The sequence below is a fragment of the Streptomyces sp. NPDC006923 genome (assembly GCF_040635655.1).
Classification (GTDB): domain Bacteria; phylum Actinomycetota; class Actinomycetes; order Streptomycetales; family Streptomycetaceae; genus Streptomyces.
Map to the genome: position 1 here is coordinate 685,437 of NZ_JBEYIF010000001.1, position 19,790 is coordinate 705,226.

General features: G+C 70.4%; 20 protein-coding genes. 9 read left to right on the forward strand and 11 right to left on the reverse strand.

Features of this window, described 5'->3' with window-relative positions:
* Nucleotides 1-302: 302 nt before the first annotated feature.
* From ABZ707_RS03130 to ABZ707_RS03150, 5 genes are read right to left on the reverse strand one after another with little or no spacing between them, the layout of a single operon-like run.
* Complete coding sequence (locus ABZ707_RS03130; RefSeq protein WP_360166728.1) at nt 303-992, reverse strand: HAD family phosphatase; 690 nt, start codon at nt 990-992, stop codon at nt 303-305.
* Complete coding sequence (locus ABZ707_RS03135; protein WP_360166731.1) at nt 989-2,110, reverse strand: ABC transporter ATP-binding protein; 1,122 nt, start codon at nt 2,108-2,110, stop codon at nt 989-991. Before ABZ707_RS03135 ends, ABZ707_RS03130 begins: the two co-directional genes overlap by 4 nt.
* Before the next feature lie 5 nt (nt 2,111-2,115).
* Nucleotides 2,116-3,048, reverse strand: coding sequence for an ABC transporter permease subunit (locus ABZ707_RS03140; protein WP_360166734.1), 933 nt, complete (start codon nt 3,046-3,048; stop codon nt 2,116-2,118).
* Nucleotides 3,036-3,968, reverse strand: coding sequence for an ABC transporter permease subunit (locus ABZ707_RS03145; protein ID WP_360166737.1), 933 nt, complete (start codon nt 3,966-3,968; stop codon nt 3,036-3,038). The genes ABZ707_RS03140 and ABZ707_RS03145 overlap by 13 nt, the downstream gene beginning before the upstream one ends.
* On the reverse strand, nt 3,968-5,098 hold the full coding sequence (locus ABZ707_RS03150; protein ID WP_360167000.1) for an extracellular solute-binding protein: 1,131 nt from the start codon (nt 5,096-5,098) through the stop codon (nt 3,968-3,970). Before ABZ707_RS03150 ends, ABZ707_RS03145 begins: the two co-directional genes overlap by 1 nt.
* Nucleotides 5,099-5,429: 331 nt before the next feature.
* On the opposite strand from ABZ707_RS03150, the gene ABZ707_RS03155 reads away from it, so the two are divergent.
* Entirely contained in the window at nt 5,430-6,206 is a 777-nt protein-coding gene (locus ABZ707_RS03155) for a GntR family transcriptional regulator (protein ID WP_360166740.1), read from the forward strand.
* Between the two features lie 7 nt (nt 6,207-6,213).
* Here ABZ707_RS03155 and dusB read toward each other — a convergent pair whose 3' ends face one another.
* Entirely contained in the window at nt 6,214-7,425 is a 1,212-nt protein-coding gene (gene dusB, locus ABZ707_RS03160) for a tRNA dihydrouridine synthase DusB (RefSeq protein ID WP_360166743.1), read from the reverse strand.
* Between the two features lie 52 nt (nt 7,426-7,477).
* On the opposite strand from dusB, the gene ABZ707_RS03165 reads away from it, so the two are divergent.
* A complete protein-coding gene (locus tag ABZ707_RS03165) occupies nt 7,478-8,932 on the forward strand; it encodes an MFS transporter (protein WP_360166746.1) in 1,455 nt (484 codons plus the stop codon).
* On the opposite strand, the gene ABZ707_RS03170 is transcribed toward ABZ707_RS03165, so the two are convergent.
* Complete coding sequence (locus ABZ707_RS03170) at nt 8,905-9,759, reverse strand: helix-turn-helix transcriptional regulator (protein ID WP_360166749.1); 855 nt, start codon at nt 9,757-9,759, stop codon at nt 8,905-8,907. The genes ABZ707_RS03165 and ABZ707_RS03170 overlap by 28 nt on opposite strands.
* Before the next feature lie 236 nt (nt 9,760-9,995).
* On the opposite strand from ABZ707_RS03170, the gene ABZ707_RS03175 reads away from it, so the two are divergent.
* A complete protein-coding gene (locus ABZ707_RS03175; protein WP_360167003.1) occupies nt 9,996-11,390 on the forward strand; it encodes an MFS transporter in 1,395 nt (464 codons plus the stop codon).
* Nucleotides 11,391-11,474: 84 nt separating this feature from the next.
* On the opposite strand, the gene ABZ707_RS03180 is transcribed toward ABZ707_RS03175, so the two are convergent.
* Entirely contained in the window at nt 11,475-11,702 is a 228-nt protein-coding gene (locus ABZ707_RS03180; RefSeq protein ID WP_360166752.1) for a DUF6243 family protein, read from the reverse strand.
* Nucleotides 11,703-11,977: 275 nt separating this feature from the next.
* On the opposite strand from ABZ707_RS03180, the gene ABZ707_RS03185 reads away from it, so the two are divergent.
* Nucleotides 11,978-12,991 (forward strand): aldo/keto reductase, encoded by a 1,014-nt coding sequence (locus ABZ707_RS03185; RefSeq protein WP_360166755.1) that lies wholly within the window; start codon nt 11,978-11,980, stop codon nt 12,989-12,991.
* A gap of 105 nt (nt 12,992-13,096) precedes the next feature.
* Nucleotides 13,097-13,681, forward strand: coding sequence for a TetR/AcrR family transcriptional regulator (locus ABZ707_RS03190; protein ID WP_360166758.1), 585 nt, complete (start codon nt 13,097-13,099; stop codon nt 13,679-13,681).
* 18 nt (nt 13,682-13,699) lie between these two features.
* Here ABZ707_RS03190 and ABZ707_RS03195 read toward each other — a convergent pair whose 3' ends face one another.
* Nucleotides 13,700-13,906 (reverse strand): hypothetical protein, encoded by a 207-nt coding sequence (locus tag ABZ707_RS03195; protein WP_360166761.1) that lies wholly within the window; start codon nt 13,904-13,906, stop codon nt 13,700-13,702.
* A gap of 92 nt (nt 13,907-13,998) precedes the next feature.
* Nucleotides 13,999-15,381 (reverse strand): glycine--tRNA ligase, encoded by a 1,383-nt coding sequence (locus tag ABZ707_RS03200; protein ID WP_360166764.1) that lies wholly within the window; start codon nt 15,379-15,381, stop codon nt 13,999-14,001.
* Nucleotides 15,382-15,525: 144 nt separating this feature from the next.
* Between ABZ707_RS03200 and ABZ707_RS03205 the strand changes: the two genes are divergently transcribed.
* The 4 genes from ABZ707_RS03205 (at nt 15,526) to ABZ707_RS03220 (ending at nt 18,836) form a co-directional block, all read left to right on the forward strand.
* Nucleotides 15,526-16,494 (forward strand): metal ABC transporter substrate-binding protein, encoded by a 969-nt coding sequence (locus ABZ707_RS03205; RefSeq protein WP_360166767.1) that lies wholly within the window; start codon nt 15,526-15,528, stop codon nt 16,492-16,494.
* A gap of 43 nt (nt 16,495-16,537) precedes the next feature.
* The gene (locus tag ABZ707_RS03210; RefSeq protein ID WP_360166770.1) at nt 16,538-17,377 is read left to right on the forward strand and encodes a metal ABC transporter ATP-binding protein; all 840 of its coding nucleotides are present in this window, start codon (nt 16,538-16,540) and stop codon (nt 17,375-17,377) included.
* Nucleotides 17,378-17,379: 2 nt separating this feature from the next.
* On the forward strand, nt 17,380-18,321 hold the full coding sequence (locus tag ABZ707_RS03215; RefSeq protein ID WP_360166773.1) for a metal ABC transporter permease: 942 nt from the start codon (nt 17,380-17,382) through the stop codon (nt 18,319-18,321).
* A gap of 74 nt (nt 18,322-18,395) precedes the next feature.
* Nucleotides 18,396-18,836, forward strand: coding sequence for a Fur family transcriptional regulator (locus tag ABZ707_RS03220; protein WP_360166776.1), 441 nt, complete (start codon nt 18,396-18,398; stop codon nt 18,834-18,836).
* Between the two features lie 89 nt (nt 18,837-18,925).
* On the opposite strand, the gene ABZ707_RS03225 is transcribed toward ABZ707_RS03220, so the two are convergent.
* Nucleotides 18,926-19,786 (reverse strand): isoprenyl transferase, encoded by an 861-nt coding sequence (locus tag ABZ707_RS03225; protein ID WP_360166779.1) that lies wholly within the window; start codon nt 19,784-19,786, stop codon nt 18,926-18,928.
* Nucleotides 19,787-19,790 lie beyond the last annotated feature (4 nt).

The following is a 19,790-nucleotide window of genomic DNA, read 5'->3' on the forward strand; positions in this document are numbered from 1 at the left end:
GCGAGGAACATACCCAGATCGAAGGCGCCCGGGTACGGCCACTTGCCGGTCATACGGCCTCAACCACTCGTCCGCCACTGGATCGAAAGTGACCGACACGCAGTCGGCGAGCGCCGGCTTCTTCATTCCTCGAAGCGAGCATGACCCGCCCATGACCGCATCCGCTCACATGAGCGACAGCTTCCACGATTGAGTTTACGACCTGAACGCGGAAGGGGTGGCACCATGTGCCACCCCTTCCGGAGATGCAGCCGGCCATCGCCCGCTCTTCTGAGCATCCAGCCCATCAAACGTGGCGAGAATCACTCGCCGGACGGACCCCCGATTCCGGCATCCGGACCGCCTCGGGCGCAGTCGCGCAGCACCCGGAGATCGACCTCTTCCAGGCTCTGGGCGAAGTACCGCCCGGCCGCCGGGTCGACCGGCAGCAGCGACGGCACCACCAGCACCGCGCAGCCGGCCGCCTGGGCCGAGGCGCTGCCGTCCGGCGAGTCCTCCACCGCCACACAGGCCCCGGCCCCGACACCGAGACGCTCGGCCGCCGCCCGGTAGGGATCCGGGTGCGGCTTGGTCCGTACGGTGTCGTCGGCCGAGAGCGTGAAGGCGAAACGGACATCGGCCAGCGAGCCCGCCACCACCGAGTCCACCACGGCCCGGGGGGAGGCGCTCACCAGCGCGAAGGGCACTCCGGCCCGCTCCAGCTCGGCCAGCAGGCGGCGGGCGCCGGGCCGCAGCGGAGCGCCCGCCTCCACCCGCCGGAAGAAGGAGCCGGCCAGCTCGGCGGCGACGCTCTCCCGGGAGCCGGTGCCCGTGACCCGCACCAGATGAGCGGCGGTGTCGGCGACGGCCCTGCCCACCACCTCCGGCGCGTCCGCGCCGGTCAGCCGGTGGCCGAGGCCCGCCGCGATCTCGTCCGCCGTGTCCCACCACAGCACCTCGGTGTCGACCAGGGTGCCGTCCATGTCGAAGAGCACGGCCGCGGGGCTGGTCACGCGTCCTTGCCGGACGTGGCCGGGCCCGCTGCGGCCGGTACCACCAGCACCGGGCGCTGTGCGGGGGTGACCGTCGCCCGTACGCCCGGGGCCAGCGCACCGGCGTCCCGCGACGGCACATCGGCCTTGACCGAACCGCCGCCGGGCAGGTCGAGCAGCACCCGGGTGACCGAGCCGAAGAACGACGCGGAGACGACCGTGGCCGTGCCCGCCGGGTCGGCGGTGGCGCTGACGTTCTCCGGCCGGATCAGCACCTCGACCTCCCGGCCCGCCGGGATCTCGCCGTCGACGGGCAGCGTGGCGCCCGCGACCTCGACCCGGCCGCCGTCGGTGAGACGTCCGGGCAGCCGGTTCATCGTGCCGACGAACTCGGCGACAAAGGCCGTGGCGGGCCGTTCGTACAGCTCGGCGGGGGGCGCGCACTGCTCCAGGCGGCCCGCGTTGAGCACGGCGACCCGGTCGGCCATGGACAGCGCCTCCTCCTGGTCGTGCGTGACGAAGATGGTGGTGATGCCCAGGGAGAGCTGGAGCCGCCTGATCTCCTCGCGCAGCGTCAGCCTGACCTTGGCATCGAGTGCCGACAGCGGTTCGTCCAGCAGCAGGACGCGGGGGCGCAGGGCCAGCGCGCGGGCGAGCGCGACGCGCTGCTGCTGGCCGCCGGACATCTGGTGCGGGAAGCGGTCGCCGTGCTGGGGCAGCCCGACCAGTTCCAGGAGTTCGGCCGCGCGGGCGTGCCGCTCGGCGGCGGAGACCTTGCGGACGCGCAGCCCGAAGGCGACGTTGTCACGGGCGTTGAGGTGCGGGAAGAGGCTGTACGACTGGAAGACCATGCCCGCGTCCCGCCGGTTGGCGGGCACCCGGGTGATGTCCTGGCCGTCCACCAGCACCTCGCCGGCGTCGTGCCGCTCGAAGCCCGCGAGCACCCGGAGCGCCGTGGTCTTGCCACAGCCGGACGGGCCCAGCAGGGCGAGCAGTTCGCCGGGCCTGGCCGTGAGGTCGAGCCCGTTCAGGGCGACGGTGGGGCCGAACGCCCGGCGCAGTCCGCGGAATTCGACCAGCGCGCCGGCCGCGGCCGTCCGCTCCGGCCGCTCGGCGGTCGCTGTGGAGGGGGATGACATGGGGGCTACTCCTTGCCGGAGGCGGGCGTGGGTGCGGAGGGGGCGGCGGAACCGGCCGCGGCACTGGCCCCGGCCCGTGCCCCGGCGCGGGAGAGAACCAGCAGCAGCGCCCAGGCGATCAGCAGACTGAGCAGGGACACGGCGACGGATGTCTGTGCCTGGTTGCCCGATATGGACACGATCCACACGGCGAAGGGCCGGAAGCCCAGCAGCGCGGCGATGGTGTATTCGCCCAGGACCAGCGCCAGGGTGAGGAAGGACGCGCCCGCGAGCGACGAGCGCAGATTGGGCAGGACGACCCGGATGATCACGTACGGCATGCTCGCCCCGCAGTTGCGGGCGGCCTCCACCAGGGTGGGGACGTCGACGGCGCGCAGCCCGGCGTCCAGCGAGCGGTACACGAACGGCAGCGCGAGGACGGTGTAGGCGAACACCAGCACCAGCGGGAACGACTCGTTCTGCACGGCGATGAACGTCTGGTACAGCGGCGTGGTGGAGAGGTACTCGGGCCCCCAGCGCAGCACCGTGGTGATGCCGCTGACCAGGGCGATGGGCGGCACGACCAGGGGCAGGGTGCAGACGATCTCGACGAAGGGCCGCAGCCGCGGCGCGCCGAGCCGCACGGCCACCAGCGCCGGCACCGCCAGCAGCAGCGAGAGCGCGATGGTGGCGGCGGCGAGACCGAGCGAGAGCAGCAGGCTCTGGGAGAAACCCTCGGCGGACAGGATGCCGCTGTACGCGTCGAAGGAGACGCCCTGACCCGGGATGTGCACCGTGAAGACGAACGACGCCAGCAGCGGTACGACGAAGTAGATCCCGGCCAGTCCCAGGACGGCACCGCGCCAGACGCGCGGCCTGGGCCGGGCGGCCTTGTTCCGCCGCGACGCGTTCTGCGGGGCGGCGGGGGCCGTGGAGGCGGTGGGTGTCAGTGCAGCCATCGGGTGCTCCGTCGCTGGAGGGGCAGATAGACCGCCATGACCAGGCCGGCGATCACGATCATGTCGAGGCTCAGCGCGAGCGCCACATTCTCCTGACCGACCTGGACGTTGCCGGAGAGCGCGTCGGCGATCTTCAGGGTGACCAGCGGGACGGAACCGCCGACCAGCGCGGCGGCCGTGGCGTACGCGGCGAAGGCGCTGCCGAAGAGCAGCACGAAACCGCCGAGCAGGGTGGGTGCGAGGACCGGCAGTCCGACATGGCGCCAGAACTGCCAGGAGGTGGCTCCGGCGTTCTGCGCGGCCTCGCGCCACTGCGGGCGCAGCCCGTCCAGCGCCGGAACGCTGACCAGCACCATCAGCGGCACCAGGAAGTACAGATAGATCACGCAGAGCCCGGTGAAGGAGTACAGGTTCCAGCCGGCCGCTTCGAGATGGGTGAGCTGGGTGACCACACCGGAGATGCCGAGGGTGGCGACAAAGGCGAAGGCGAGCGGGATGCCGCCGAAGTTGGCGAGGACACCGGAGGCGGTGAGGACGGATTCCCGCAGCGCGCCGCCGCGCGACGTGACGACGGCCTGGGCGACCAGCATGCCCAGCACGGTGCCGATCAGCGCGGTCAGCGCGGAGAGTTCGACGCTGCTGACCAGGGACGTCAGATACGGGCCCTGGAGCGTGGTCGTGATGTTCTCGCCGGTCGCGGCGACGGCGCCGCTGACCGGGTCGGTGGTGGTGACGGCCCCGTACAGCACGGCACCGAGCGGCAGGCCGAAGCAGAGTCCGGCGAAGACGAAGAGCGGGAGGGCGCCGAGCCAGGCGCGCGGCCCCCGCCGACGGCGGCTGCCGTCGGCGGCGCCCGGAGTGGGCGCGGGCACGGCCGGTGCGGCGGCCGGGCCCGGGGCGGGCGTGGTGGGGGCGGACATCAGGAGACGGCCTTGTCCCAGTTCTGGGCGAGGGCGGCCTTCACCTTGTCCAGGTCGGCGGACTCGGGGAACTCCGGGGCGCCCTGGACCTCGGGAAGCTTGGCGACAAGGGCCTTGTCGGCGGTGCCGTCCGCGGTCATCGCGGGCAGCAGCACGGGCCTGGCGTTGCCCGCGAGGAAGAGGTTCTGGCCCTCGGCGCTGTACAGGAACTCCATCCACAGCCGCGCGGCGGCCGGGTGGGGCGCGTCCTTGTTGATGGCCTGCGAGTAGTACTGGGCGTACACGCCGTCCGTCGGGACGGAGACCTTCCAGTCGACGCCCTTGCTCTTGAACTCGTCGGCGTAGCTCGCGTTGAGGTAGTCCCAGTCGATGGAGATGGGCGTCTCGCCCTTCTCGACCGTGGCCGGGGTGGACTCGACGGGGATGAAGTTGCCGCTCTTCTTCAGCTTGCCGAAGAAGTCGATGCCGGGCTGGATGTCGCCGAACGAGCCGCCGTTGGCGAGGGCCGCCGCGTACACGCCACCGAAGGCGGAGCCGGACTTGTTCGGGTTGCCGTTGAGGGCGACCTTGCCCTTGTACTCGGGCTTGAGGAGATCGGCGAAGGTCGTGGGGCACGCCTTGACGCGGGAGGCGTCGCAGCCGATGGAGATGTAGCCGCCGTAGTCGTTGTACCAGCGGGCGTCCGCGTCCTTCTGGGAGGCCGGGATCTTGTCGTACGAGGCGACCTTGTACGGCGCGAAGAGGTTGTCGGCGGCGCCGCTGCGGTCGAACGGGATACCGAGGTCGACGACGTCGGGCGCGCGGTCCTGACCCTTGCGGGACTTGATCGCGTTGATCTCGTCGGCGCTCGCGGCGTCCGGCGTCTCGACCTTGACCTTGACCTTGTACTTGGCCTCGAACGTCTTGATGATCTCGCCGTAGTTGGCCCAGTCCGGCGGCAGGGCGATCGCGTTGAGCTCGCCTTCCTTCTCCGCCGCGGCGACAAGGTCCTTCATGGTGCCGAAGTCGGCCACGGAGACGGCGGCATCGCTCTTGACGCCGTCGGCGGCGGCGGGCGCCGTCTCCTCCTTCGCACCGCACGCGGTGAGTGAGGTGAGTGCGACGGTACTGAGCGCCAGGGCGGCTACCAGCCGGCCGTTGGCGCGGACACGAAGACGGGTCACGCGGTTCTCCCGGGGGTGAAGTGATGGCACTTGTTCATACAAGCTGGCACCAGTTCGCCCGGTCCGAATGTCTGGCGAGTGAACGTCCGATGGCCCGGGCGGCACGTCCCGAGGAAGACCAAACCTCCGGGCCTAGCCGCTGAACACACCTTTTCCGGGCGATCAATGATCAACGCGGCACTCGGAGGGGCGGGGGCCCCGTCAGAACATGCGGTTAGAGTGAAGACCAGGTCCGCGACGGGTAGGCGTACCTGTGCACAGTTCAGTAATTCCAGCGGGACGGACCGAGGGGGCACGCGTGGGCAGTTCGCGCTATCTGGAGATCGCGGAGGCGCTCCGGCAGGCCATCCAGCGGGACGAGTATCCAGTCGGCGCCCGGCTGCCCTCGGAGAGCGATCTCGCGGCGCGCTGGTCCGTGTCGCGCGGCACGGTGCGGCAGGCGGTGGGGCTGCTCGCGTCGGAGGGCCTGATCGGCTCCCGCCAGGGCGCCAGACGGGTCGTTCTGCGCCAGGAGCGGCGCCACAGCTTCCAGCAGCTCAACAGCTTCGCGCAGTGGGCGCAGGCCATGGGCTGCGAGGTGTCCAGCCGTATCCTCAGCCGTACGGCACGCCCCGTCACCCCGGAGGACGCGGCCCGGCTGGGGATCGAGCCGGGCAGCGAGGTGCTGTACGTCCTGCGGCTGCGGCGGCTCGACGGGGAGCCGGTGATGGTCGAGCGCACCGCCTACACGGACTGGGTCGCCCCCGTCGTCCAGGCACTGCCCGAGGACTGCGTCTCGATCATGAACAGCATCGCGGAGAACGCGGGCATCGTCGCCCACTACGGCGACCATCTCATCGACGCCGTGGCAGCGGGCAGCGAGGACGCCCGGCTGCTCGGGGTCCGCCGGGGCAGCCCGCTGCTCAGGCAGCGCCATCTCACCTACACCGCCGCGGGCCGCCCCATCGAGTGGACCGACGACCGCTATCGCGCGGGCAGCGTGGCCTTCAGCGTCACCAACTCCGCGGCGGCGGCGCCGCTGGAGCGCCAGGCGGGCCCGGAAGTGACGCCCCAGCACACCCGCGCCGCCCCGTAGACGCCGATCAGCCGCCGGAGGTGTCCAGTTCGGCGTCCGCGCCGATCCCGGCGCAGTCGTACGGGTCCTTCAGCCAGCCGTCCGGCAGGACCACCCGGTTGTTGCCCGACGTTCGCCCGCGCGGCCCCTCCGCGCCGTCCGGCCACGGCTGGTCCAGGTCAAGTCCGGCCAGCAGCTCGTCCAGTTCGGCGAGCGAGGAGGTGATCGCCAACTGCTTGCGCATCTGCGAACCGACCGAGAAGCCCTTCAGATACCAGGCCACATGCTTACGGAAGTCGATCACCCCGCGGGCCTCGTCCCCGATCCACTCCCCCAGCAGCTCGGCGTGCCGCCGCATCACGCCCGCCACCTCGCGCAGCGTCGGGCGGGCCTCCCCGGCTCCCTCTCCGGTGCCTTCGAAGGCCGCGACCAGATCGCCGAAGAGCCAGGGCCGCCCCAGGCAGCCGCGCCCCACCACCACGCCGTCGCAGCCGGTCTCGCGCATCATCCGCAGCGCGTCGCCCGCCGACCAGATGTCACCGTTGCCGAGCACCGGGATCTCCGGGACATGCTCCTTGAGCCGCGCGATCGCGTCCCAGTCCGCCGTACCGCCGTAGTGCTGCGCGGCCGTCCTGCCGTGCAGCGCGATGGCCGTCACGCCCTCCTCGACGGCGATGCGCCCCGCGTCGAGGCAGGTGAGGTGATCGTCGTCGATGCCCTTGCGCATCTTCATCGTGACGGGCAGATCGCCGGCGTTGGAGACCGCCTCACGCAGGATCGCCCGCAGCAGCGGCCGCTTGTACGGAAGGGCCGAACCGCCGCCCCTGCGCGTGACCTTGGGCACCGGGCAGCCGAAGTTCAGATCGATGTGATCGGCCAGGTCCTCGTCCACGATCATCCGTACCGCCTTGCCGACGGTGACCGGGTCGACTCCGTAGAGCTGGATCGAGCGCGGGGTCTCGGTGGCGTCGAAGTGGATCAACTGCATGGTCTTCTCATTGCGCTCGACCAGTGCGCGTGTGGTGATCATCTCACTGACGAACAGGCCCCGGCCCTCCACCGGCGCCTCCGCCGGGACATGGGCACCGAATCCGCGCATGCCCTGGGCGAATTCCCGGCACAGCGTCCTGAAGGGGGCGTTGGTGATCCCGGCCATGGGAGCGAGCACCACCGGGGGCCACACGGTGTGCGGGCCGATGGCGAGCGGAGCGGTCGTGAGCGTGGCGAGCGGAGCGGTCATCCGCCCATTGTCGCGCACCCCATCATTCATTAGTTAGCCGTACTATCGACACATGCCCGAGCTCAGCCATCGACGGAAATCACTGGTGCTGGCGATCTGCTGCATGAGCCTGCTGATCGTCAGTCTGGACAACACCGTCCTGAACGTAGCCCTGCCGTCCATGCAGAGGGAACTGCACGCCTCGGTGGCCGGACTGCAGTGGACCATCGACGCCTACACCCTCGTCCTCGCGTCCCTGCTGATGCTCGCGGGCTCCACGGCCGACCGGATCGGCCGCAGACGGGTCTTCAAGGCCGGGCTGGTCATCTTCACCCTCGGCTCGCTCCTCTGCTCCCTCGCACCCAGCCTCGAATCGCTGGTGGCCTTCCGCATGGTGCAGGCGGTCGGCGGTTCGATGCTCAACCCCGTCGCGATGTCGATCATCACCAACACCTTCACCGACCGGCGTGAGCGCGCCCGCGCGATCGGCGCCTGGGGCGCCGTCGTCGGGATCTCGATGGCGGCCGGGCCCCTGGTGGGCGGAGTGCTGGTGGACTCGGTCGGCTGGCGGTCGATCTTCTGGATCAATCTCCCGATCGGACTCGCCGCCCTCCTGCTGACCTGGCGCTATGTCCCCGAGTCCCGCGCCCCCAAGCCCCGCCGCCCCGACCCGGTCGGTCAGGTGCTGGTCATCGGTGTCCTCGGCGCGCTGACCTACGCGATCATCGAGGCGCCGTCGGCCGGCCTGACCTCTCCGCTGATCCTGTCCTTCGCCGCCGTCGCGGTGCTCTCGCTGGCCGGTCTGCTCTGGTACGAGCCGAGGCGCGCCGAGCCGCTGATCGATCTGCGGTTCTTCCGCAGCGCGCCGTTCAGCGGCGCGACCGTCATAGCCGTGTGCGCCTTCGCCGCGCTCGGCGGGTTCCTCTTCCTCAACACCCTCTTCCTCCAGGACGTCCGCGGTCTCTCCGCGCTGCGCGCCGGGCTGTACATCCTGCCGATGGCGGCCATGACCTTCCTCTGCGCCCCGCTGTCGGGCCGGCTGGTCGGCAGTCGCGGACCGCGGCTTCCGCTGCTGATGGCCGGGATCGCCATGACGATCAGCGGTGTGCTGTTCGCCGCCTTCGGCGCGGAGTCGACCACCGCGCTGCTGTTCACCGGGTATGTGCTGTTCGGTATCGGCTTCGGCATGGTGAACGCGCCGATCACCAACACCGCCGTCTCCGGGATGCCCCGCTCCCAGGCCGGGGTCGCGGCGGCGGTCGCCTCCACGAGCCGCCAGATCGGACAGACCCTGGGCGTGGCCGTGATCGGCGCGGTGCTGGCGGGCGGGGTCGCGTCGGCGTCATACGGCGCCGGGTTCACGGACGCGAGCGGGCCGGCCTGGTGGATCATCACGGCCTGTGGCGCCTGCGTCCTGGTGGTGGGACTGCTGACCTCCGGCCCCTGGGCCCGGCGGACCGCGGAGCGGACGGCGCGGCGGCTGGAGGAGCCCGCCGCCGCTCAGAGCCCGGCGGGGACCAGCGTCTGAAGCTTTTCGAGCCGGGCCAGGGACTCGTCGTCCACGGGCACATAGCTGACCAGCCGGGGCCCCGAGGACGGTCCGAGCCAGAGATTGGTGTGCTCCAGATTCAGCTCACCGACCTGGGCGTTGACGAATCTCTTGGTCCGGTCGCCGGTGCCGACCACCTCGTGCCGCTCCCAGATCTCGCAGAATTCCGGCGAGGCCGCCCGCAGCCGTCCGAGCAGTGTCTTCCAGGCCGGTTCTGCGAGATGCTCGGCCATGGCGGCGCGGAACTTGGCCGCCATCATCCGGATCGTCTCCTGGCGGTTGCCGAGCGCGGAGCGCCACTCCTCGTTGGTGAAGGCGAGCCACATGCAGTTGCGGTCCTCGGGCGGCAGCGCGTCCAGATCGCACATGAGCTGCCCGTAGACGCGGTTGTACGCGAGGATGTCGTACCGGCTGTTCTGCACGCACGCCGGGAACGGCTCAAGCCGGTCCAGCATCCGCCGCATCGCGGGCGTGACATGCGGGCAGGGCGCGCCGGGTGTGGGATCAACAGCCCCCGCCAGGGCGAACAGATGCGCCCGCTCACTGCGGTCCAGCATCAGCGCGCGGGCCAGCGCGTCGAGCACCTGGGCGGAGACCTGGATGTCCCGGGCCTGCTCCAGCCAGGTGTACCAGGTGACGCCGACGGCGGAGAGCTGGGCGACCTCCTCGCGGCGCAGTCCCGGCGTGCGCCGGCGGCTGCCACGCGGCAGGCCGACCTGCTCGGGGGTGATGCGCTCGCGGCGGCTGCGCAGAAAACCCGCCAGCTCGTGCCGTCGGATGTCCGTTTCCTGCACAGCTGCGGTCATCTTTCCAGCTTGCCGTACGCCTCAGCCGATTGCCAGGTAGTCCATGTACCAGGATAAAGACACTCTGGTACCAGGCTCCGCCGAGAGTGATTGTTGATGGGGTGAGCAAAGAAGCATCTGCGCCCGTGCCAGAACCGGTCACTTCGCTGACGAAGCGGGCGACCTCCGCGAAAGCCGCGGACTCCGCGCCGTCAACGGAGTCCGCGAAGACGCGGGCGCCGTCCGGCGGATCCGGCATCCATGATCACGGGCCCGTGCTCGGTGCCCTCGGTCTCTTCACGGTACTGGTCGGCGCGTCCCTGCCGCTGATCGACTTCTTCATCGTCAATGTCGCCCTGCCGACCATCGACCGCGATCTGGCCGCGGGACCGGCGCTGCTGGAACTGGTGGTCGCCGGATACGGGCTCTCGTACGCGGTGCTGCTCGTTCTCGGCGGGCGGCTCGGCGACATGTTCGGCCGGCGAAGGCTTTTCCTCGCCGGGATGGCGGGCTTCGCGATCACCTCACTCGCCTGCGGCCTCGCGCCGAACGCCTGGACGCTGGTCGGCGCCCGGGTGGCCCAGGGCGCCGCCGCCGCGCTGATGCTGCCACAGGTGCTGGCCACCATCCAGTCCGCGACGTCGGGGCAACGCCGCGCGAAGGCGATCAGTCTGTACGGCGCGACGGCCGGCCTGTCGATGGTCGCGGGGCAGATCCTGGGCGGCGTCCTGGTCGCCGCGGACCTCGCCGGCAGCGGCTGGCGGGCGATCTTCCTGGTCAATGTGCCGGTCGCGCTGACGGGCCTGGTGCTGGCGGTACGTTCGGTCCCGGAGACCCGCTCCCAGCGGCCCGCGCCCATCGACACACCGGGCACGGTGCTGCTGGCCGTCGCGCTGGTGACACTGCTGGCACCGCTCACGGAGGGCCGGGCGGCCGGCTGGCCCGCCTGGACCTGGGTCTCCCTCGCCGCCTTCCCGGTCGCGGCCGTCGCCTTCCACCGCGTCGAGAAACGGGCGGACCGGCAGGGCAGGACCCCGCTGGTGCCACCGAGCCTGCTCGCACTGGTCTCGCTCAGACGGGGGCTGGCGCTGGTGCTGCCGTTCTCCATCGGGTTCGGCGGCTTCATGTTCGTGATCGCGATCGCGCTCCAGCAGGGCCTGCACATGGGGGCGATAGGGGCCGGAATGGCGCTGGTGCCGATGGCCGTGGCCTTCTTCGGGGCCTCGCTGGCCGGACCCCGGCTGGTCCGGCGGTACGGCAGCCTCGTGGTCACGACGGGCGCGGTGTCCCAGGGCGTCGGTGTGGCGCTGCTGGCGCTCGCCACCTGGGGCGGCTGGCCGTCGGTCGGCTGGCTCGACCTGCTGCCCGGCATGGCGCTGGCCGGTCTCGGACAGGGCCTCCAACTGCCCGTCCTCTTCCGGATCGTGCTCTCCGACGTACCGTCCGAGCGGGCCGGGGTCGGCAGCGGTGTAATGGTCACGACCCAGCAGTCCGCGCTGGCGCTGGGCGTGGCGACCCTCGGCACGCTTTTCCTGACCCTGGCCGCTTCGACGGGGATGCGGGACGCGCTGGTGATCACGCTGCTGGCGCAGCTCGGCGTGGTCGTGCTGACGGTGCTGCTGAGTCTGCGGCTGCCGCGCTCGGTGAGCTGACGGCCGGAGCTTCTACATGGCACCGGGCCCCGGATCATCAGATGATCCGGGGCCCGGTGCCGTATGCGTGAAGGTGACGGCGCGTCAGTCCTGCGCGGCGGCCGGGTCGCCCGTCCGGTCGTCGGCCGCGCCGTCCTGCTGCTCGCCCTGTCCGGCGGCGCGCTCGCGCATCTTGCGCACCAGCTCCTGCTTCTGGTCCTCGGCGGCCTTGCGGTCGGCGTTGCGCGCCGGGCCGTTGCCCTGCTGATCGGCGCGGGACAGCTTCTTGCGCTGTCCACCCACGCCGAGAAGGTTGTTGCGGCTCTTTGCCACGGGGTTCTCCCGATGTGATGAGAAGTGATCTGCGGATTCTTCGGTGGGGGGCGGGCTGGGGCCGCCGCGCTCTCACTCGTAGATCTGGAAGAACATGCGCACGACGCTACCACCGGGCACGGCGTGGACGTGACCCGTTTTCGACCGGCGCCCAACAGATGGACGCTGACAGAAATTGAAATCTGTCATCGGTCATGCCACAGTCGGTCGGGTCACTCCCTGATCCATATCGATCCCGTCCCTCCCCCGGCGGGATCCGTGTCGGAGGAAATCTCATGGCCACCATCCCCACCCGCCGCCTCGGCTCCACCGGCCCCCAGGTCTCCGCCCTCGGACTCGGCTGCATGGGCATGTCCGCGCTGTACCCGGGTGGCGACCGTGCCGACTCGATCGCCACCATCCACGCCGCCCTCGACGCCGGCGTCACACTGCTCGACACGGCCGACTTCTACGGCATGGGCCACAACGAACTGCTGATCGACGAAGCGCTGCGCACGGCCCCGGCGGGCGCCCGGGAGCGGGCCCTCATCAGCGTCAAGTTCGGTGCCCTGCGCGACCCGGACAACGGCTGGGGCGGCAACGACGGACGTCCGGCCGCCGTGAAGAACTTCGCGGCGTACTCCCTGCGGCGCCTCGGCACCGACCACATCGACATCTACCGGCTCACCCGGGTCGATCCTGACGTCCCGATCGAGGAGACGATCGGCGCCATCGCCGAGCTGGTCCAGGCCGGCCATGTGCGCCACATCGGTCTCTCCGAGGCCGGCGCCGAGACCATCCGCCGGGCCGCCGCCGTCGCCCCGATCTCCGATCTCCAGATCGAGTACTCCCTGATCTCACGCGGGATCGAGGACGCCATCCTGCCCACCGTCCGTGAGCTGGGCATCGGCGTCACGGCGTACGGCGTGCTCTCGCGCGGGCTGATCAGCGGGCATTTCACCCACACCCGCGAGCTGGACCCCACCGACTTCCGCGCCGCCATCCCCCGTTTCCGGGGCGGCAATCTCCGGCACAACCTGGCGCTGGTCGAAGCGCTGCGTGAGATCGCCGAGCGGAAGGGCGTCACGGTCGCCCAGATCGCCATCGCCTGGGTGCTGTCGCGGGGCGACGACATCGTGCCGCTCGTCGGTGCCCGCCGGCCCGACCGGCTGGCCGAGGCCCTCGGCTCCTTCGACATCACCCTCGACGCGGACGATCTCGCCGCCGTCGAGCACGCGGTCCCGGCCGGTGCAGCCGCGGGCGACCGCTACCCGGCGGCCCAGATGGCGCATCTCGACAGCGAGCGCTGAGCGTCACGGCACCGGCGGCGGTCCACCGCCGGCCGGACGGGGGGCGGCTGACAGGTACCGTCATCTGTCAGGCACGCTGCCAAGCCAAGAAAGGCCGGACACTCCATGGCCACCGAGTCCCTGACCGCCGAGCGCATCCTCGAAGCCACCGAGGAGGTCCTGCGCCGCTACGGCCCGGCCAAGGCCACGGTCGTCGATGTGGCGCGGCTGCTCGGAGTCAGCCATGGCAGCGTCTATCGGCACTTCCGCACCAAGGCGGAGCTGCGCGAGGCCGTCACCGCACGCTGGCTGCGGCGTACGGAGGCGGCCCTGGAGCAGATCACCGAGACCGCTCCGGCACCCGGCCCGGAGAAGCTGCGCGGCTGGCTGCTGACGCTGTTCGACGCCAAGCGTCACAAGGCGGGCGACGACCCGGAGCTGTTCGCCACCTTCTCCGCGCTCATCGCCGAGAACAGCGGGGTGGTCGACGCGCATCTGACGGAGCTCACGCGCCAGCTCACCAGGATCGTCCAGGAGGGCGTGCGGGCCGGGGAGTTCAGCGCGGCGGACCCGGCCGCGGCGGCCGGCGCGGTGTTCGCCGCCACCTCCCGTTTCCATGACCCCGCGCACGCCGGGGAGTGGCACAAGCCCACCATCGGGGACGAGTTCACCGCCGTGTGCGATCTGATACTGCGCGGGCTGCGGGTCTGAGCCGGCCCCCGCCCGCCGTCAGCCGGTGGTCGGGTCCACGGTCGCCTGGTGGGCCTCGGTGAGATGTTCCTCGGCCTTGAGCCAGGGCAGGAACTGCGCTCCCTTGTGCCAGCCGCAGGTGTCACATGTCAACGACCGCTGGGCACCCGCCTTCTGGACGCGAACGACATGTTCCCGTCCGTGCTGATCCCATCTGCTGACCTTGCTGGTGGTCGGGGACGGCATCCGAGCCTCCTGTTGACGCGTGTGCCCAGTCTGCAGTGAAGCCCCCGGTTCCGTGGCGGAACCGGGGGCTTCACTGGCATGAACGTAACAGCTCAGCAGCCGAGCAGCCGGCCGCCGAGGTAGCTCTGGATCTGGTCGAGCGAAACGCGCTCCTGCTTCATCGTGTCGCGCTCGCGCACCGTCACCGCGTTGTCATCGAGAGTGTCGAAGTCGACGGTGACACAGAACGGCGTGCCGATCTCGTCCTGGCGGCGGTAGCGGCGGCCGATGGCGCCCGCGTCGTCGAACTCGATGTTCCAGTTGCGCCGCAGGTCCGTGGCGAGACCCTTGGCCTTCGGCGAGAGCTGCGGGTTCCGGGAGAGTGGCAGCACGGCGACCTTGACCGGCGCCAGACGCGGGTCGAGCCGCAGCACGGTGCGCTTCTCCAGCACGCCCTTGGCGTTGGGTGCCTCGTCCTCGTTGTACGCGTCGAGCATGAACGCGAGCATCGCGCGGCCCACACCGGCGGCCGGCTCGATCACATACGGCGTCCAGCGCTCGCCGGCCTCCTGGTCGAAGAACGACAGGTCGTGGCCCGACGCCTTGGAGTGCGCCGTGAGGTCGTAGTCGGTGCGGTTGGCGACACCTTCCAGCTCGCCCCACTCGCTGCCGCCGAACTGGAAGCGGTACTCGATGTCGGCGGTGCGCTTGGAATAGTGGGAGAGCTTCTCCTTGGGGTGCTCGTACCAGCGCATGTTCTCCTCACGGAGACCCAGGTCGCGGTACCAGTTCCAGCGCTGCTCCATCCAGTATTCCTGCCACTGCTCGTCCTCGCCCGGCTTGACGAAGAACTCCATCTCCATCTGCTCGAACTCGCGGGTGCGGAAGATGAAGTTGCCCGGAGTGATCTCGTTCCGGAAGGACTTGCCCGTCTGGGCGATACCGAACGGCGGCTTCTTGCGGGAAGTCTGCTGCACCTGGGCGAAGTTGGTGAAAATACCCTGCGCGGTCTCCGGCCGCAGGTAGGCGACGGAGCCGGAGTCCTGCGTCGGGCCGAGGTGGGTGGTGAGCAGGCCGGAGAACTGCTTGGGCTCGGTGAAGGTGCCCTTGTTGCCGCAGTTGGGGCAGTTGAGGTCGGCCAGGCCATTCGCGGGGGCCTTGCCGTGCTTCTCCTCGTACGCCTCCTCCAGGTGGTCCGCGCGGAACCTCTTGTGGCAGGAGGTGCACTCGGTGAGCGGGTCGGTGAAGGTCGCGACGTGGCCGGACGCCTCCCAGACCTCCGTGGCCAGGATCACTGACGAGTCGAGACCGACAACGTCCTCGCGCGAGGTGACCATGTAGCGCCACCACTGGCGCTTGAGGTTCTCCTTGAGCTCGACTCCGAGCGGCCCGTAGTCCCAGGCGGCTCGCTGACCACCGTAAATCTCACTGGACGGGTAGACGAAGCCACGGCGCTTGCTCAGGTTGACGATGCTGTCGATCTTGTCGGCGGCCACGGTGCTCTCTTCATTACGACGACGACGAACGGCGAATGCTTCAGATTACCGGCGGGCGCACCCCCTGGATCAAATCGGTGCGGGGTAAGAGGTCACACCATCCCTTGTTGACAATCGTTTCCAAATTTGTTGAAAATGACTGTCATGAACGTACGACGCCTCATACCCACCGCCGCCATGGCCGGAGCTGTCACGCTCGGCCTGGTTTCATTGTCCGCCTGCTCCTCCGACGCCGCCGACGGAGGCGACAGCAAGGGCGGAGAGAAGCTCGGGATCACCGCGTCGTTCTATCCGCTGCAGTACCTGGCCACGGAGATCGGCGGCGACCATGTCTCCGTCACCACGCTCACCCCGCCCGGTGTCGAGCCGCACGACTTGGAGCTCAAGCCCAGGGACGTCGCCAGGCTCGGCGACGCGGGCGTCATCCTCTACCTCAAGGGCATCGCGCCGGCCGTCGACGACGCCGTCGCCCAGTCCGGCGGCGCGAACATCGTGGACGCCGGCTCCCTCACGACGCTGGAGAAGCACGGCACCGAGGCCGGCGTGCACGAGGAGACCCACGAAGCGGAGGCCGAAGAGGCCACCCCGGACGGCAACGACCCGCACATCTGGCTCGACCCGGTGCGGTTCGCCGAGGTCGCCCGGGGCGTCGGCGCCTCCATGGAGAAGGCCGACCCGGACCACGCAGCCGACTACAAGAAGAACACCGACGCCCTGGTCAAGAAGCTCGGCGGCCTCGACACCGCCTTCAAGCAGGGCCTCGCGAACACCACCGGCAAGACCTTCATCACCACCCATGCCGCCTTCGGCTACCTCGCCGAGCGCTACGGCCTGGAGCAGGAGGCCATCGTCGGGATGGACCCGGAGGCGGAGCCGAGCCCGGCGCGGGTCAGGGATCTGGGGGCCGTCGCGAAGCGCGAGAAGGTGAGCACCGTATTCTTCGAGACACTCACCAGCGACAAGACCGCCAAGACCATCGCCGCCGACGCGGGTCTGAAGACCGATGTCCTCGACCCGATCGAGGGGATCACGGACCGGTCCAAGGGCCGCGACTACATCGAGGTCATGGAGTCCAACCTGACCGCACTCCAGAAGGCACTCGGCGCGAAGTGAACCATGTGACGTGAAAGAGCCAGCAGCATCGGAGGCGCCCGACATGGCGACTGTGCACGGCGCGGGGTCCGCGCGGGCCGCGGAGAACGCCGCGCCCACGACGGAGAACGGGCAGGCGGACCAGGACGCCACCCCTGTCATATCCGTCCGCGGGGCCGGAGCCGAACTCGGCTCACGTCCCGTGCTGCGAGGCGTCGACCTCACCGTGCGCCGGGGCGAGGTCGTCGCGCTGCTCGGCGCCAACGGCTCGGGCAAGTCCACCGTCGTCCGCGCCCTCATCGGCCAGGTGCCGCTGACCGAGGGCGCGATCACCCTGTTCGGCACGGAACGGCGCCGCTTCCGCGACTGGGCGCGCATCGGCTATGTGCCACAGCGCACCACGGCGGCGGGCGGTGTGCCCGCCACGGTCCGCGAGATCGTGTCCGCCGGCCGGCTCTCCCGTACGAAGCTGCGGTGGCCCGGCAGGGCGGACCGGGCGGCCGTCCAGCGGGCCATCGAGCTCGTCGGGCTCGCCGACCGCGCCAAGGACTCCGTCAACGCGCTCTCCGGCGGCCAGCACCAGCGCGTGCTGATAGCCAGGGCACTCGCCGCCGAACCCGACCTGCTCATCATGGACGAGCCGATGGCGGGCGTGGACCTGGCCAGCCAGCGCATTCTGGCGGCGACCCTGCGCCAGCAGGTGGCGGCCGGGACGACCGTCCTGCTCGTCCTGCATGAACTGGGCCCGCTGGAGCCGCTGATCGACCGCGCGGTGGTCCTGCACGACGGCCGCGTGGTGCGCGAGGGACCGCCCGGGACCGTCGGCCCGTACTCCGGGCCCGGCCACGACCACGCCCACCCCCACGCGGCCGGTGAGCCGCTCCGTACGGGACTGCTGACCTGACCATGGAAATCCTCGAAACCGCACTTATGCAGCGGGCCCTGATCGCGGCGGTGCTCGTCGGCGTCACCGCTCCCGCCATCGGCATCCACCTCGTACAGCGCCGCCAGGCGCTGATGGGCGACGGCATCGGCCATGTCGCCCTGACCGGCGTCGGCCTGGGCTTCCTGCTCTCCACCAGCCCGGTGTGGATGGCGACCCTGGTCTCGGTGTTCGGCGCCGTGACGATGGAACTGATCAGGACATACAGCCGCACCCGCGGTGACATCGCGCTGGCGATGCTGTTCTACGGCGGCATGTCGGGCGGTGTGCTGCTGATCAATCTCGCGCCGAACGGCTCCACCGGGGTGCTCAGCTCGTACCTCTTCGGTTCGCTCTCCACGGTCTCGTCCCAGGACGTGGTCTCGATCTCCGTGCTCGCCGCGTTGGTCGTACTGGTCACGGTGGGGCTGCGACGGCAGCTCTTCGCGGTCAGCCAGGACGAGGAGTTCGCCCGGGTCACCGGACTGCCGGTGCGCGCCCTCAATCTGCTGATCGCGGTCACGGCCGCGATGACGGTCACCGTCGCCATGCGGGTGGTCGGGCTGCTGCTGGTCAGCGCGCTGATGGTGGTGCCGGTCGCGGCGGCGCAGCAGATCACCCGGTCCTTCCTGGTCACCTTTGTCCTGGCCGTCGTGATCGGTACGGCCGTCACCCTGGCCGGCACGGTCACCTCGTACTACCAGGACGTGCCGCCCGGCGCGACGATCGTGCTGATCGCGATCGGCCTCTTCCTGGTCCTGACCGCCCTCGCCACCCCACTGGCAAGGCGCCGGGCCCGCGCGCTGAGGGCCGTGCCGGAAGCACCCGAGGCGGACGCCGAAGCGCCGTCAGCCGGGGGCGGGCGCGCGGTGAAGGCCCCGTCCGTACCTGCCGCGCGGCGGCCCGCCGACGACATCACGGCGTGACCACGAACTGGCAGAATGGGCCCGATGGATGCGGGCAACGCCCGGCGGATACGGGCAGAGGCAAGGAGGCACCTGTGACGACTGCGCCGAACAGTGAATCAGACGCGGCCCCCGTGCGCGGCCGATCTACACGCCAGCGTGCGGCGGTGGCGGCGGCGCTCGACCAGGTGGACGAGTTCCGCAGCGCGCAGGAGCTCCACGACGTCCTCAAGCACCGCGGCGACTCGGTCGGTCTGACCACCGTCTACCGGACGCTCCAGTCACTCGCCGACGCCGGAGAGGTCGACGTACTGCGCACCACCGACGGCGAGTCCGTCTACCGGCGCTGCTCGACCGGGGACCATCATCACCATCTCGTGTGCCGGATCTGCGGAAAGGCCGTCGAGGTCGAGGGGCCCGCGGTGGAGCAGTGGGCGGAGACGGTCGCGGCGCAGCACGGCTATGTGAGCGTGGCACACACGGTGGAGATCTTCGGCACCTGCGCGGAGTGCGCGGCGGCCGCCGGAAGGAACTGACGCGGGTCGCCGATCGCGATCAGGACGGGACACCGCCGGGTCCGGCGGCCGAGGGCTCACCGCCCGTCGGCCGCCGGACCCGCCGCATGTCAGCCCTGCTGCTCCGCGGACGCCGGCCCGGACTCCTCCTCGCCGTCCGCACCGGTCGTCTGGTTGGGCAGCGCGCCGCCGAAGCGCCGGTCCCTGGACGCGTACTCCAGGCAGGCCCGCCACAGATCCCGGCGGTCGAAGTCCGGCCACAGCACGTCCTGGAAGACCATCTCCGCGTAACTGCTCTGCCAGATCAGGTAGTTGGACGTGCGCTGCTCACCGCTGGGACGCAGGAAGAGGTCCACGTCCGGCATGTCCGGGTAGTACAGGTACTTCGCGAAGGTCTTCTCATTGACCTTGGACGGGTCCAGCTTGCCGGACGCCACATCGGCCGCGAGCGCCTGCGCCGCGTCCGCGATCTCGGCACGACCGCCGTAATTGACGCAGAAATACAGCGTCATGGCATCGTTGTCCTTCGTCTGCTCCTGGGCGACCTGGAGTTCCTCGACGACGGACTTCCACATCTTCGGCATCCGGCCGACCCAGCGGATCCGGATGCCCAGTTCGTCCATCTCGTCGCGGCGGCGACGGATGACATCACGGTTGAAGTTCATCAGGAAGCGCACCTCGTCGGGCGTGCGCTTCCAGTTCTCGGTCGAGAAGGCGTACAGGGAGAGGTTCTTGACGCCCATCTCCAGGCAGCCCTTGAGGACGTCGAGGACGACGCCCTCGCCGACCTTGTGGCCCTCCGTGCGCGGCAGACCGCGCTCCTTGGCCCAGCGGCCGTTCCCGTCCATGACGACGGCCACATGCTTCGGCACCAGTTCGCCGGGGATCTTCGGCGGGCGCGCACCGGAGGGGTGCGGTTCCGGTGTCTTGTAGTCGCGGCGGGACCGCCCCATGATTCCGCGTCGTGCCATGCGC